Raw genomic sequence first — 15,473 nt, 5'->3', positions numbered from 1 at the left:
ATCCTCGAAAGTCTTGCTGGTTGGACAGAACGGGCAGATCTTGTTTCTAAGTGGCTTTTGAAACTGCCTGTAGCACAACGGACGCTTGGTTTCGTCGATATGCGGAAACCACTTTTTCATCTGGTTATTAAGCGAGAGAATACGCATCTCCGGGCTTATCAGAGAAATTCCGATTCCGACATTATCGACCACAGAGCGATATTTCTGCTCCGATTCACGAATTGTCTTATCAGTCTTCTTACGGTCAGTGATATCCCTGATAATCGCCCAGTAACCAACCGGATCACCCTCGATATCACGAAGCAGGTGAGCCCTCATTTCAACCGGCACCAGAGCACCGTCTTTGCGACGGTATTCTTTTTCGTAGACTTTCGAATAACCTTTTACCAGGGCTTCCTCGCGCATAATCCGGGTTTCCATCGGATGCCATTTCTCAGGGGTCAGATCGTTGAAATGCAACCTCTTGAGCTCAGCCGGAGAATAGCCGGTCATAAGCTCAAACGCTCGATTGAATTCAACGATGTTACCCTTCAGGTCAGAAGCGGCGAAACCGTCGGTCAAATTCTCATAAAGCCCGCGATACTTGTGTTCTGAAGATTTGAGAGCCTGCTCGGTCAATTTCCGCTCTGTAATATCTCTCACAATTCCTGCTGTACGGTAAACTTCGCCCTTATCATCAAAAATCGGAAAGCTGCGCGATCGCAACCAGCGAATAGAACCATCGGGGCGCACAATTCGATACTCGGTGTCGGTTTCAATATCAGCTTTATCGAATCTTGCTGACACCTTCTCATAGTCATCGGGATGAACCAGCTTGAGGTAATCGTCATGGTCATGGTAGACATCCTCCAGGGGCAGGCCAATAATCTCTTCATACACCGGGCTGACATAGATAGTACGAGTCGGGTTGCGTTCAACGATCCAGAAAATCTCGCGGATATTTTCCGCCATCTGGCGAAAGCGTTCCTCGTTTTCCTGCAGAGCTCTTTTTGCCTCAACCCTCGAGCTGATATCCTGGAATATCCCCTGAATACAGGCATTTCCCTGGTATTCTATATAGTGACTTTCATACTCGATATGAATTCGGCGTCCATCCGGAAGTTTCAGTTCCTCCTCACTACGGTATTCTTTTAAACTTCCATCGGTAAATCTATTAAAGATGGCCTGTATTTTAGGAAGTCTCTCGGGAAGCAGAAACTGAAGTGGATTCAATTTCTCCAGCGGAATTTTCGTTTTACCTACAAGCGCGCGACCATAGTTGTTCATAAAGACGATCCTGCTCGACTCCAGGTCGATTATGAAGAATCCGTAATGAACGTTTTCCAGAAGTGAATGGAAACGAGCCCTGCTCCTGATCAACTCATGTTCGGTTTTCTTGTGCGATGTCAGGTCCCTCATCCTGAGCCTCAAAAGAGTGCGCCGATTACAAGGGATAGTTTCAGGTATAGCTTCGAAATACAGAAGATCCCCGCTATTGTGCATTCCCTCCAGTTCGAGTGGCACTCCGTCTTTGCACGAACCGTTAAAAAGCGCTTTTATTTTCCGACGACTTTCCATGCTGAAGAAAGCTGTCAGCCTGCGATCCGGAATACGGGTTGATTTGCGACCAAACAGCGACAAGAATTCCCGATTGCAGTCGATCAGCTTCATTGGAGACAAAAGCGCAACAGCATCGCCGGACTTAATGCTATCAGAACCGTTGGAAGATACTTCCTCCACCATCAGATGCTTTCTCAATGCCACCTGAATACAGGATTTGCCGGCGTGAGTCCTGACCTGCAAGTTCAATTCCAGCCGGGCGGGACGTTTTTTGTCGGACCGGAGAAATATCCCATCCAGGTCTATCATGCGGTCGTGGTCGAGGCACTCCTTCAAAGCGGACTCAAGCCTTGGCCGGTCCGAAAAGTAGAACAGATCAGGGAATTTGCGCCCCTCGAAGTCATCCTTGCGCATACAGAAAACCGATCGGATCAGACGGTTGGATTTTACGATCCGTAAGCTGTCACCATCCAGAAGACAGATTCCCCGCCTATCGCTTTCGGGAATTCGAGCCTGCTTGTAATAACGAATCAGGTTTGATACAGAATGTGCGTTACCCGGCACTCGGGTGGAGGCGGGAGTTTTCAGACTGGCTTTCTTTTTCATATTTTTTGACATTGGCAGACTTTAAAGACAATCCCCGGCTTTACAAAGTATACGCATCCTAAAGAAATCCATCAACACTTATTTAATCTAAATACCGGCTCGCTGGATTTATTGCTTGCCGCCAGTTGTATAAGTTTGTTATATAGACTGACGATTTCGGGATTAATCTGACTATGAATACACTTCGAGCATATTTTATCTTCATCTGCATCCTGGCGGTCGTTACAACCTGCCACGGCCAGGCCACAAGTGAATTGTTTGAGTTTGAAAAGGGCGACATATTGACTTACGAGATAACGATCGACTTCACTCAGAATGGGCGAAGTGATTCTTACGAAGATGAACAGTCTTATTCCAATGAAATCAAAATCGAGGGGCAGTACCTGCTCTATCTGTCGTTGGCTGTCGGCGAAAATTACGGAGAGTATTTCGAACTGCGCCTGACCTATGACAGCCTGAAAGCCAGATTTGAATCCATGATCGCCGACAGTACGACTTCGCTTGAAATCCTCGCGTTGCATGACAGGCTCCAAATCTATCGCAACGACAGCCTGATCGATCTATATGAACCTGTCACTGCCAACACTGCAGGCACCAGTGAGCTTTACCAGAAACTGCTGTTTGTAGGGGAGCCGATTGTCATGCTGGCCTACCCATCAGGAGAAATTTTCAACCTTCTCGAGAACAAGAACCTGTACCAGATGGCGCGTGAATTGTTCAATTATCCAGCATCCGGCTTTTTACAGATCTCTTTACCTGACCAGGCGCAATCCGGACAGGCTGAATGGGAGGAGGCTGTCTCCGGCAATTCTCTGGCAGGTTTCGAGCTCGAGAAATCATTGCCACCTTTGATTTTCGATTACAAGCTCAGGAAATGGGATAAAATCACCGCGATCAACTACTCAGGCGAAATGGAGATCGATGATTTCACATCTTTCGCGGGTACTCCTGATTTCGAAAACCGCCTGATGCTTTCAGCAGAGTTAATAGAGATTTCAAAATCCGGAGTGGTCGAATTTTCAACAGGGCGAATGATTTCAAACGACTTTACTTTCGACATGAAAGCGAGACTGAGTTTAAAAGGTGACGAGTTTGAATCATTCGAACTGTTTCAGGATATAGTTTACAATAGCAACACAAGAATTCGACTGATCAATGTGATCGATCAATAATGGTTGTTCTTGAAGAAGTTGTTTATCAACTCCCAGGCTTCCTCGGCAGTTTCGGAGAAATTGAAGTACTCTACATCTTCGGGATCGATTGTCCCCTCCTCGACTAAAGCATCGAAATCGACGATTTTGCGCCAGAACTTCTCCCCGAACAGGATCACCGGGATCGGTTTGGTTGTACGGGTCTGTATTAATGTCAGAGCTTCGAACAACTCATCCAGGGTTCCGTAACCACCCGGAAACGCCACCAGGGCACGCGCGCGTTTCATGAAATGCAGTTTTCGAATCGCGAAATATCGAAACCGGAAACAGAACTCGGGAGTGATATATTTATTGGGATGCTGTTCCATCGGTAACTTGATATTGAAGCCGATCGAAACCGCATTGGCATCGTGGGCGCCGCGGTTGGCGGCTTCCATGATTCCGGGACCACCGCCGGTGGAGATCACGAATTCACGCTTGATCGGCGTCTGGGCACTGCGTGAGACCAGCTCACCGAATTTGCGGGCCTCATCATAGAAATGTGACTTGGCCAGGATATTCTTGCAGATACGAACCTCACGAATCAGCTTTTTATTGCCGGGATTCGCTTCCAGCTTTTTCTGGGCCTTATTGAGATCCTTTTCCGCTTCTTTGCGCGGGACTATACGGGTACCGCCAAAAACGACGATAGTAGAGTTGACATTGTTCTTTTCCAGAATAAGTTCGGGCTTGAAATACTCCAGCATCAAGCGCACAGAACGGAGTTCATCTCGGTTTAAAAGCTCGGTGTCTTCGTACGCGAGCACATAAGCGGGTATATCCCGCCACCATTCCTTGGAATTCACTTGCTATCCCCTGTGTGCTGTCAATATCTCAGAGCTCGTTGTCGGCCCAGGCAATCAGTCCCATCTCGAACGGATTCATCAAAAGCCTGTAATTCGGAAGAACCCGGACAGTAAAACCGTGATTGCCGCTTCCCCTGAAAGCGATACTGGCATTGTAGCGAATCGAACCGTCACCGTTTTGCTCACCGGCATTCATGACATATTTCTTCGGTTCACGAATTCGGCCTTCGGCGTCGAGATTGCCGATAATCAACTGCACCATGACATCGGCCGGCTTCAGTTCACCCAGGTTAATCACTGCTTCGAGATTGAGGTTTTCGCCGACTGAAATCGATGGTCCCAAGTTGTTGGAGATTCCAACCACCCGCACCTGGTCCCATTTACGTTGCATCCGTTTATGCCATTCCGAAAAATCCTTCAACTCGGCCATCCCGCGGTTCTGCAGAATCCTGCTCTGGCGGAAAGCCGGCAGATAGAATTTCTCGGCATACTCCTTGACCATTCGATTGGTATTAAAAATCGGGCACAAGCCCTTCATGGATTCCTTCATTTTATGAATCCATTTGCGCGGGAGGCCATCCGGTCCGCGATCGTAATATAGATGAGCGATCTCTTTCTCGAGCGTATCATAGAGAGCATTGGCTTCAACTTCGTTCTGGTAAGCCAGGTTATCATAGACCTCGCCCATGCCGATACTCCAGCCGGTTTCACGGGTGTAACCTTCCACCCACCAGCCATCCAGAGTCGAGAAATTAATACCGCCATTGAAGACTACCTTCATTCCGCTCGTTCCGGAAGCTTCCATCGGGCGGAGTGGATTGTTTAGCCATACATCGATACCCTGCACCAGGTAGCGCGCCAGCTTGATATCGTAGTTTTCCAAAAACACGATATGCCGGCGGAGTTGCTCGTCGCGGGCGACATGGACGATCTGCTTGATCAGTTCTTTGCCCTCGAAATCCCGTGGATGGGCTTTACCTGCAAATATAATCTGAACCGGACGCTTGCGGTTGCAGAGGATCTGCTTGAGTCGATCAAGGTCATGCAGGATCAAAGTCCCGCGTTTATAGGTAGCGAACCTGCGCGCAAAACCGATTGTGAGTATGTCCGGGTTAAGAACTTCCTGGGCATGAGCCAGCTCCGAACTGAGCGCACCCCGTTTCTCAAGCTGATTGAACAGCCTGCGTCGCGCAAAAGCTATCAGCCTCTCACGACGGCGTTCATGGGTCTGCCAGAGTTCTTCATCCGGAATCGACTCGACCCTCTCCCAGACGGTTTGATCGGCTGGACGACTGGCCCAGCGCGGTCCCAGATAACGATCAAAAAGGGTAGCCATATCGTGAGAGATCCAGGAACGGGTATGGACACCGTTGGTGATATGAATCACCGGTACTTCCTCGGGCGGAATATTCTTCCACGCACTCTGGAACATCTTGCGCGAGACCTCGCCATGCAACTGGGAAACACCATTTATAAAAGACGCCGCCCGAATTGCCAGAAGCGCCATGTTAAAAGGTGCGTTTCCCGAGGAGCTGTCGAGCCTTCCGAGGTTTAGAAATTCCCTGAAAGACAGGTTCAGCCGGGAGGCGTAGTTTTTAAAATATTTCTCCATCAGATCGGTCGAGAACTCATCGATTCCCGCTGGTACAGGAGTATGTGTGGTAAAAACCGTCGACTGTTTAATCATAAGGTAGGCCTGATCTAAATCGAGTTTGCGAGATTCGATCTCGCGCGCGATTCGCTCCAGTGCCAGAAAAGCGCTGTGGCCTTCATTCATATGGTACACAACTGGTTCTATTCCCAGCGCGTCGAGTGCTCGGACACCACCGATACCGAGCAAAATTTCCTGCTGGATACGGGTCTCGCGGTCGCCACCATAAAGCTGGTTGGTTATCTTGCGGTCAGCCGGACGGTTTTCGCTGATGTTTGTGTCGAGCAGGAAAAGCGTCACTCTGCCCACCAGCACTTTCCAGATCTGAGCGGTTACAGTCCGCTCCGGGAACTGCAGATGGATCCTGAGGGGTTGATCGGAATCATTTAGAACCTGTTCGATCGGCAGATTATAAAAATCATTGTCGGGATAGTATTCCTGTTGCCAGCCATCCTTGTTGAGATACTGCTGAAAGTATCCCTGTTGGTACAAAAGCCCGACACCTACAAGTGGAATTCCCAGTTCACTGGCTGACTTGAGATGATCCCCGGCCAGAATACCGAGACCACCGGAGTATATCGGCAGGCATTCAGTCAGGCCGAATTCCATTGAAAAATATGCAATAATAGGTTTCTTTTCAGCGAAGTGAGTCTTGGAAAACCAGTTCAGACCGACCAGGTATTTGTCGAGGTTTTCCCCTGCATGTTCCAGTTGTGCCAGAAAACCGTCATCGGCCGCCAACTGTTCGAGCCGGTCCTGGCTGACCATGCCCAGCATGGCCACCGGGTTGTGATTGGATTCTTCCCATAGTTTGCCGTCCAGACGACGAAACAGTCCGATTGCTTCAAAATTCCAGCACCACCACAGGTTCTCGGCTATGTCCTGCAAGCGTTGCAATGATTCAGGAAGCCGGGGGGTGACCCGGAATGTTCTCAAGGCTTTAACCATATTACTCCCATTTTGTGTCTATCTTTATAAACGGCAGATTAACAGGATTTTATAGCAAGATTTTGCTAAATCTTCGGTCCCTGCGCTTTGACATCGTCCGACACCTTGTCTTCATAGTCCTTGAAATTCTGGTTAAACCTTTCAGCCAGCTCGCGAGCCTTCTGATCATACCCTTGCGGATCTTTCCAGGTATTCTTTGGATCGAGAATTTCTTCGGGAACTCCCGGGCAGGTCTTTGGCACATCAAAGCCAAACACCGGGTCCTTGACGTACTCGACGTCCTTGAGTGCGCCGGTCAGGGCGGCCTTGACTACCGCACGGCTGTACTGGATCTTCATCCGTTCGCCGACACCGTAGGGACCTCCGCTCCAGCCGGTATTGACCAGCCAGCTGTCGACATCATACTGTTCGATCTTCCTGGCCAGAAGCTGGGCATATTCATTTGGGTGAAGCACCATAAACGGTGCACCGAAACATGCCGAGAAGACTGCCTTGGGCTCCTTGCCGAGACCTTTTTCCGTCCCTCCGATTTTGGACGTATACCCCGAAATAAAATGATACATCGCCTGCTCGGGAGTCAGCTTCGCAATCGGAGGCATTACACCAAAAGCGTCAGTGGTCAAAAATATGATGTTTTTCGGATGACCGCCCTTGCCGTCGACAACTGCTCCCGGTATATGCGTGATCGGGTAAGCCGCGCGCGTGTTCTCGGTCAGGGCATCATCATCCAAATCGATTTCGCGAGTGTCAGCGTCGATAGCAACGTTCTCCAGAACTGTGCCGAATTTGCGCGTGGTCTGGAAAATTTCCGGCTCGGCTTCGGCTGACAGCCCGATCACCTTGGCGTAGCATCCGCCCTCGAAATTAAATATGCCGTTATCCGACCAGCCATGTTCGTCATCGCCGATCAAGCGACGTTCCGGATCAGCCGAAAGCGTAGTCTTTCCGGTTCCCGACAGGCCGAAAAAGAGAGCCACATCGTCATCACTGCCGATATTGGCCGAACAATGCATCGAGAGCACATCTTTTTGGGGCAGAAGGAAATTCATAGTGGTAAAGACCGATTTCTTGATCTCACCGGCATAGGCGGTGCCACCGATGATGACCATCTTTTTACCCAGGTGGAGAACAATAAAAGCCTCCGAGGCGGTCTCGTCATGATCCGGGTTAGCATGGAAATGGGGCAGTTGCAGTACGGTAAATTCGGGTTTGAAATCTTTCAGTTGATGTTCTTGCGGTTTAATAAACATATTGCGCGCGAAAAGGCTGGGCCAGGCTTCCTCAGTGATCACACGCACCGGCAGGCGGAAATTCTCATCGGCGCCGGCAAAAACATTCTGGACGTATAACTCGCGCCCCTGTATATACGCCAGGCACTTGCGGTAAAGAGTTTCGAAAGCCTCTTCCCTGAAATCCTTGTTGACCTTTCCCCACCAGACAAGGTTTTCGGATGTGTTTTCCCGCACAATAAACTTGTCATTGGCCGCCCTTGCGGTATGATGCCCGGTACGAACTACCAGGGGGCCCAGATGCGCCAGGACGCCCTCACGCCGGCGGATGGCCCGTTCGTAGAGTGCAGGTGTGTGAAGGTTGCAGTAAATCTGTGTAACATTAGTTATTCCGAGAGAACAAAGGTCCTTTTCTGTCGTACTCATGGCGCCTCCCTGCCAATTATTATAATGATTAAAACAATATCAGCTACATATAACAAAAATCAGAATCCATGGTTCGGCCGGCTTTGCAGTTATTAATCAACTAATCTATTTATTGGCAAAACCGGTAAACTCCTCACAGGGTGCCTGTAAGAATTAACAAAAAGCGATACAGATTACAACATTAAAAAAATACCGCCCGTAAAACGGACGGTATCTATTTGAATCAGGAGGGTAACAAATCAGCTTTTGCTGCCGTACGCCATGATTTTTTCCAGAAACTGCACATCGGAGAGAGCCCCCACGAAATCTTCTTCCTCGTTGATAACGATCTTGGGCACACTCATGACTTCGTATTTTTTAGCCATGTCCGGAAACTCAGAGATCTCTATCATATCGGCTCGTACCTTATCCGAATACATGGCAAAATTATGCGCGGTCTTGACCGCGCTGGGACAATGCGGGCAGTTGGGTGTGACGAACACCTGCAGATGAATATCATCATCGAGCTTATCGAGATCATCACGGATTACCCCCGGAAGTGTCGCCTCCCCGCGTGATACCAGCATAAAGGCATTTAAAAGTGAATTGAATTCGTAGCCTGAGGGCACGCCATAAAAACGAATACCCCTGTCCTGACTGCCTTCCACAACCAGCGCCGGGACCTTGTCAATGCCATAGCTCTGGGCGGAATCGCTGTCAGCATCGACATCTTTGACGGTCAGCTTGAGCTTGTCAGACAGCGAAGAGACCTCGGTCAGAAGCTCTTCTGCGATCGGACATGTTTCACAGTCTTCATCGCGCTTGAAATATGTCAGGTTGACGTCATTTTCAAGGCTGGTAAACATGCCCTTGAGAGTTTCCGCATCCTTTTCATTTATATATTTCATAACTGTTTTTCCTCCTTTTTAAACTGCATTTATGTGTTTAGACATGATTTATCGTAAAACGATTCACAACTGGCCAGTTTTTTTCACATCAACCTGACGTACCTGGATACGGTCCAGAAGGTTACTTACCCGGTCAGGATGTGTAATGACGAGCGTCGGCATCTTATCGGGAGAGGCGATCAGACTGCCGGGGCTGACCTCATTGCCTTCCATATCGAAAAGCAGGGAGCCGGTCCGCGCCCCGATAACCGCTCCGCCGGCCAGATCCCAGATCTTGTAGTCACCCATAATCGTGGCATAAGCGGAATCCCGGGTCGCCTGGCAGACATGATAACAGCTCGAACCGAATGAACGCGCCTTGAACTGGATTTCCATCTGGCATCGATAATAACGCTTGGATGGAATACAGATAAATGATTCAGAACGAACCTCACGATTCGTTTCCAGTGGCTTGAGAGGCTCGCCATTGAGACTGGCAGAATTTTCATCGGCCCAGTAATGTTCATTTATAACCGGGAAGTAAAGCGACGCCATACATGGCTGTCCGGACTTGAACAGGGCGACCGAAACGCCCCAGATCGGGAGACGGTAGATATAGCTGGAGGTCCCGTCGATCGGATCGACCAGCCATAAATAATCTGACTCATCAGCTTTATCCGATGTTCCTTCTTCACCCACAAAACCACTTCCCGGAATCAAACGGGTCAGTTTGTCGTATAGAAATTTTTCTACCTCCAGGTCGGCCTGAGTCACGACACTGCGGTCCTCTTTGTACGAGACATCGACTTTGCCAAAGTAGTCCAGGGCAATCTTACCGGCGCTGGTGACGATTTCATTCAACTGCTTAACTTCCATCGGAGCCTTCTTTGCGGTTATCCATGTTTAACGACTATGAATGTCTAAAACAACTGAAAGTTCCATGGTAGTAAATAAAAGCCCGGATCACAAGATATATATCAACCGTGGCTTATGGTTGAAAAACAGATTGTGAAAATGGAACAGATATAATATTATGTCGTTTTATGGAGATAAACCAAAGGAGTGAAGATGGCATCAAAAAAGCAGTTAAAAAGTTTACCTGTAGATAAATTGCGATGGCAATGCAACCCGGACGTTTTCAGGGCCGAATCCTCCGGCCAGATCGAGAGTTCGGAGGAAATAATCGGGCAGACTCGCGCGGTTGAGGCGATCAAACTCGGCCTCGAGGTCAACAGCCTGGGGTACAATATATTTATCACCGGCCTGGCCGGAACCGGGCGCACCACTACTATTAAGAAACTGCTGCAACAGCTGGAGAGTTCTGCTGAGCCCCCACCGGATCTTCTGTACGTCTACAACTTTCAGGACACCGACCGCCCGCGTGTGATTTACCTTCCGGCCGGCATGGGATTCCGTTTTCGCGAAGACATGGAAAAGCTGATTCACAACCTTTCCGAAAACCTCGGGCAGTTATTCGAAAGCGATATGTTTAAAAACAAGCGCAAAAACATAGTGCGCAAGTACCAGGATCTACAGAAAAGCCTTTTGGAGAATTTTCAGGAAGAGATAAAAAAAGAAAACTTCGCCCTGGTTCAGGTACAGGTCGGACAATACCCGAAACTCGACCTGCAACCGTTGTTCGATGGCAAGCCGATATCATTTGAGGAGCTGTCTGTCCTGGTACAGGAGGACAAGATCCCGAAAGAAGTCGAACAGCAGTTCATCGATAAGTACCACGAGCTCGAGGGCCGGCTGGAGGAAGTCTTTAAAAAAGGCAAAGACATGGCCGCCGAGCTGGATGAAAAACTGAAAAAACTGAGCCGGACCACTGCCAAGCCGTTTATCAACACTTTGATTAATGACATCAAAGATCATTACGACTCAACCGATGTCGACCTGCATCTGGACCAGGTCGCCAATCATATCATGGAACACCTGGATGATTTTTTGCAAAAGGAGAAATCCTCTTCCAACCAGATGATAATTCCCGGTCAGCCCCAGCAACCTCAGCGTGACCCTTTCCTGCCGTATCGCGCCAATCTGCTGGTGGACAACCGCAAGACAAAAGGGCGTCCGATCATAACCGAAACCAATCCGACTTTCACAAACCTGTTCGGTGTGATCGAGCGAGACTACAACGCCATCCGCGGAGCTATGAGAACTGACTTCACCAAAATCAAAGCCGGTTCGCTTTTGCGAGCTACCGGTGGATTTCTGGTTGTCAACGCCATCGACGTATTGGTCGAACCGGGAGTCTGGCAGAATTTGAAGCGCATGTTAAGAAACAATATCATCCAGATTCAAAACTACGATCCTTTTTACCTGACCTCATCTTCAGCCCTGAAACCTGAATCGATCAAGGCCAATATCAAGATCGTCATGATCGGCGACCAGAATCTTTATTACATGCTCTCGGCCTATGATGAAGATTTCCGCAAAATATTTAAGGTCAAGGCTGAGTTTGATTACGTCATGGAAAAGAACAAGGAGACGATCCAGAAATACGCCATCTTCATTAACAAGATCTGCAGTACTGAGCATCTCCATCATTTCGATCGGAGCGGCATGGCGGCGGTGGCTGAATTCGGGGTGCGCCTGGGTGGCAGAACTAACAAGCTCTCCACTCGCTTTAACGTCATTGCGGATATGATCCGCGAGGCCAATTACTGGGCACGCAAGGATGATCAGCAACTGGTCAACTACGATCATGTTCAAAAAGCGATTAAAAGCTGGATCAAGCGGGTCAATATGCCCGAGGACAAACTGCAGGAGCTTTATGATGAAGGGGTCCTGATGGTGGATGTCAAAGGCGAACAGGTCGGCCAGATCAACGGCCTGTCTGTTTTCAGCCTGGGCGAGTACGCTTTCGGCCGACCGGTGCGGATTACGGTGACGACAGCGCTGGGACGCAAGGGCATCATAAATATCGAACGCGAAGCCGATCTATCGGGCAAGACTCACAATAAAGGTGTCCTGATCCTCGAGGGATATCTGAGGCGGATGTTTGCACAGGACAAACTCCTGCAGATCGATGCCTCCATCTGTTTTGAACAGAGTTATTCCGGAATCGACGGCGATTCTGCTTCCTCGACCGAGATGTACGGGCTCCTGTCGGCATTGGGTGACATACCCCTCAGGCAGGATCTGGCCGTAACGGGATCTTTGAACCAGAACGGCGATGTTCAGCCGATCGGTGGAGTCAATGAAAAGATCGAAGGTTTCTTCAAGGTCTGTAAAAGCAGGAAACTTACGGGTACTCAGGGCGTGCTTATACCGCATACAAACGTACCCGACCTGATGCTCGATCACCAGATCGTCGAAGCCTGCGAAAAAGGCAAATTCCATATCTACCCGATCAAGAGAATTGAGGAAGGTATCGAACTTTTGACAGGTATCCCGGCCGGCAAACGTAATGCAAAGGGGGAATTCACAAAGGATTCAGTATTCTACAGAGTGAATCAAAAGCTCGAGCAGATGGCTAAACTGACTCGCAGGCACGAAGAGAAAAAACTTTTGGCGTTACGAGAGGAAAAGCCTCAGGACAAAAAAAAGAAAAAATAAAATAATGTAATGTTTTATGTTGCAGAGCCTCCCGACACTGCCGTACTATTTAATAGTAAGTGAAAGGAGGTGGTAGAACCAGCTAAGAAGCCCTCAAAAAAAAATAGTTGGTATTCCAAGTTGCTAACGTATGAGCCGTCCCTGTGGACGGCTTTTTTTATTCGTAGGATATAGTGCGCAGGCGAAGTGAATTTGTGACCACGAACACCGATGAGAAAGCCATTGCGGCCGAAGCCACGACAGGCGACAGAAGAATTCCCAGCCAGGGATAGAGAGCACCGGCCGCCAGTGGAATAGCGATGACATTGTAGCCAAAAGCCCATACCAGGTTTTGTTTGATCGTTTTCAAGGTACGTTCGGAGAGGCTGAGAGCTTTTGGCACGTTTTTTAAATCATCACCCAAAATCGTGATATCCGAGAATGCCAGCGCGACCTCGGTTCCGCCAGCCAGGGCAATACCGACATCGGCTTCAGCCAGCGCAGGAGCATCGTTGATCCCGTCACCAACCATGGCGATTCGTTTTCCCAGGTCGGCCAGCGACCTGATCTGGGCGGCTTTTTCCTCCGGCAAAACTTCACCCATGACATTTTCAATACCGAGCTGACCGGCGATACTTTCCGCCGCCGTCTTGGTATCCCCGCTCAGCATCCAGACCTCACGGCCGGAAGATATGATCCTTTCCACGACCTGCGAAGCGTCGGAACGAACCTGGTCAGCGATTACAATCAGCGCTTCCAGTTTGAAATCGATGGCTACCAGAAGCACCGTTTTTCCTTCATTCTGGAGCTGATTGATTTTTTCTGTCTGTTCTTTGTATGCTATACCCTCATCTTTTAAAAATGCGCGGTTACCCAGATGAAGCTCGTACTGTTCTACTTCCCCTTTCAATCCCTTACCTGAAATATATTCGATATTTTCGACCTCGACAAGCTCGAGCTCATGCTCATGTGCAGAACGAATAACAGCTTTGGCCAGGGGATGATCGGAGGCGTTTTCGAGCGAGGCAGACAATCTCAGGATTTCCTCTCGAGGATACGATCCCAGTGACACAATTTTCTCAACCCGGGGCTGTCCCACGGTCAGGGTGCCGGTTTTGTCGAAGACTACGGTATCGATTCCATGGGTCCGCTCGAGTATCTCCGCTGACTTGATAAGGATTCCCTCGCGCGCTCCACGGGCACTGCCAACCATGATTGCGGTCGGTGTGGCCAGCCCCAGAGCGCAGGGGCATGATATGATCAAGACGGCGATAAAGATTAACATGGCAAAAGTGAAGTCCGGTTCCTGCGGCAGAGTCATCCAGAGTGTAAAAGCGATCAACGCGAGCACAATTACCACCGGCACAAAAATCGAGGCCACCCTGTCGGCCAGTCTCTGGATCGGCGCACGACTGCTGATAATCTCACGCACGGATTCTATAATCCGGTTGACCGCGGTATCGGCACCGACCGTCCTGGCCTCGTACTTGAAAACACCTGTCAGGTTAATCGAACCGGACATGACCTCGTGGCCTGCCTCGATTTCACGGGGCAAGGATTCACCGGTCAAAGCCGATTCATCCAGAGCGGATCTTCCCGAAATCACAACTCCGTCAACGGGCAGTCTTCGTCCCGGCTTAACAATCACTGTATCACCCAGCCTGACATCGGCTACAGGTATTTCCTGCTTACTGCCGTCCCTTTCAACCAGCGCGGTCTTTTCTTTCAACTCGACCAGTTTTTCTATCTCATGCGTAGCTGACCGTTTGGCACGATTTTCCATGATCCGGCCGAACAGAATGAGGGTAATGATCATCGTCGCGGTATCGTAGTATACTGCCACCTGTTGTCCCCCCCCGGAGATCAGACCGGGATAAAAAGTAGCTATCAAGCTGTATATGAAAGCGGCTGATGTCCCCACGGCTACAAGGGTATCCATGTTGCTGGAAAAGCTTTTTAGCGACTTAAAAAAGCCCCGATAAAATCCGCTCCCGCAATAAAACTGAACCGGTATTGCCAGAATTAAGAGGATCGGAAAGAGCACGTTTTCCGGGATCCTGCTGATCCCGAGCATCTGCAAATGCGATAAAACAAATATAAGAGCCGATAACGGCAGGGCGATCTTGAACCTCAACTTCAGCTTCTGGAGGTAGGTATCCTGGCTTTGCGCGACCTCTTTTTCATCTTCGACCTTCCTGGCATGATAACCGCTGTCCTCGACTTTCTTCAAGATCAGGCTGATGTCGGTCATCGAATCGAGATACTCCACCTGGGCCGTCTCTTCGGCCAGGTTCACGCGAGCAGACATGATTCCCGGAAAACTGTCAAGATCTTTCTCAATACGTGAAACACATGACGCGCAATGCATCCCTTCCACATCCAGAGTGATTCGCGAAGTCTCAACCGTGTAATTCAATTCATCCAGACGCTTGCGAATTTCCTCCAGGGAAATCTTGTTCGGCTCGAAACCGACCTCCACCCGGCTGTCAGCCAGGTGCGCGTGAACTTTCGACAGGCCCGGAAGTTCGGCCAGTTTTTTCTCGATTGTATTCACACAGCCCTGGCAACTGATACGGTCCACCCTCAGGTTTGCCGTTTGAATTTTGCTGTTGCTTTTTTCTACCATAGATTCTCCGCTCTGGGTATAAAACTGACGCAACAGATTTGTTCCG

The 15,473-nt window shown here is 49.4% G+C and carries 9 protein-coding genes; 2 read left to right on the top strand and 7 right to left on the bottom strand.

From position 1 onward, the window contains the following. Positions 1-2,157 (bottom strand): PAS domain S-box protein (locus GF404_02915; GenBank protein ID MBD3381129.1); only part of this gene is annotated, 2,157 nt, incomplete at its 3' end. 161 nt (positions 2,158-2,318) lie between these two features. Between GF404_02915 and GF404_02910 the strand changes: the two genes are divergently transcribed. Then, positions 2,319-3,317, top strand: a complete 999-nt coding sequence (locus GF404_02910) for a hypothetical protein (protein MBD3381128.1) — start codon at positions 2,319-2,321, stop codon at positions 3,315-3,317. Here the strand turns inward: GF404_02910 and GF404_02905 are convergent. The 5 genes from GF404_02905 to GF404_02885 all read right to left on the bottom strand — a co-directional run bounded on the left by GF404_02905 (position 3,311) and on the right by GF404_02885 (position 10,137). Beyond that, positions 3,311-4,141, bottom strand: a complete 831-nt coding sequence (locus GF404_02905) for a hypothetical protein (protein ID MBD3381127.1) — start codon at positions 4,139-4,141, stop codon at positions 3,311-3,313. The genes GF404_02910 and GF404_02905 overlap by 7 nt on opposite strands. Positions 4,142-4,169: 28 nt before the next feature. Then, positions 4,170-6,740 carry an alpha-glucan family phosphorylase gene (gene glgP / locus GF404_02900; GenBank protein MBD3381126.1) on the bottom strand — a complete coding sequence of 857 codons (2,571 nt, stop codon included), beginning with the start codon at positions 6,738-6,740 and terminating at the stop codon, positions 4,170-4,172. A gap of 65 nt (positions 6,741-6,805) precedes the next feature. Further along, positions 6,806-8,395, bottom strand: a complete 1,590-nt coding sequence (gene pckA / locus GF404_02895; protein MBD3381125.1) for a phosphoenolpyruvate carboxykinase (ATP) — start codon at positions 8,393-8,395, stop codon at positions 6,806-6,808. A 239-nt stretch (positions 8,396-8,634) separates the two neighbouring features. Next, on the bottom strand, positions 8,635-9,282 hold the full coding sequence (locus GF404_02890; protein ID MBD3381124.1) for a glutaredoxin: 648 nt from the start codon (positions 9,280-9,282) through the stop codon (positions 8,635-8,637). 63 nt (positions 9,283-9,345) lie between these two features. Continuing rightward, the gene (locus GF404_02885; protein ID MBD3381123.1) at positions 9,346-10,137 is read right to left on the bottom strand and encodes a hypothetical protein; all 792 of its coding nucleotides are present in this window, start codon (positions 10,135-10,137) and stop codon (positions 9,346-9,348) included. A gap of 192 nt (positions 10,138-10,329) precedes the next feature. Here GF404_02885 and GF404_02880 point away from each other — a divergent pair, with 192 nt between their 5' ends. Next, positions 10,330-12,822 carry an AAA family ATPase gene (locus GF404_02880; protein ID MBD3381122.1) on the top strand — a complete coding sequence of 831 codons (2,493 nt, stop codon included), beginning with the start codon at positions 10,330-10,332 and terminating at the stop codon, positions 12,820-12,822. A 157-nt stretch (positions 12,823-12,979) separates the two neighbouring features. On the opposite strand, the gene GF404_02875 is transcribed toward GF404_02880, so the two are convergent. Beyond that, on the bottom strand, positions 12,980-15,427 hold the full coding sequence (locus tag GF404_02875; GenBank protein ID MBD3381121.1) for a heavy metal translocating P-type ATPase: 2,448 nt from the start codon (positions 15,425-15,427) through the stop codon (positions 12,980-12,982). Between the last annotated feature and the right edge of the window lie 46 nt (positions 15,428-15,473).

It is taken from the genome of Candidatus Zixiibacteriota bacterium, from assembly GCA_014728145.1.
Lineage (GTDB): Bacteria > Zixibacteria > MSB-5A5 > JAABVY01 > JAABVY01 > WJMC01.
The sequence above is the reverse complement of the archived record's forward strand: the minus strand, read 5'-3'. Positions and strand labels throughout refer to the sequence as shown.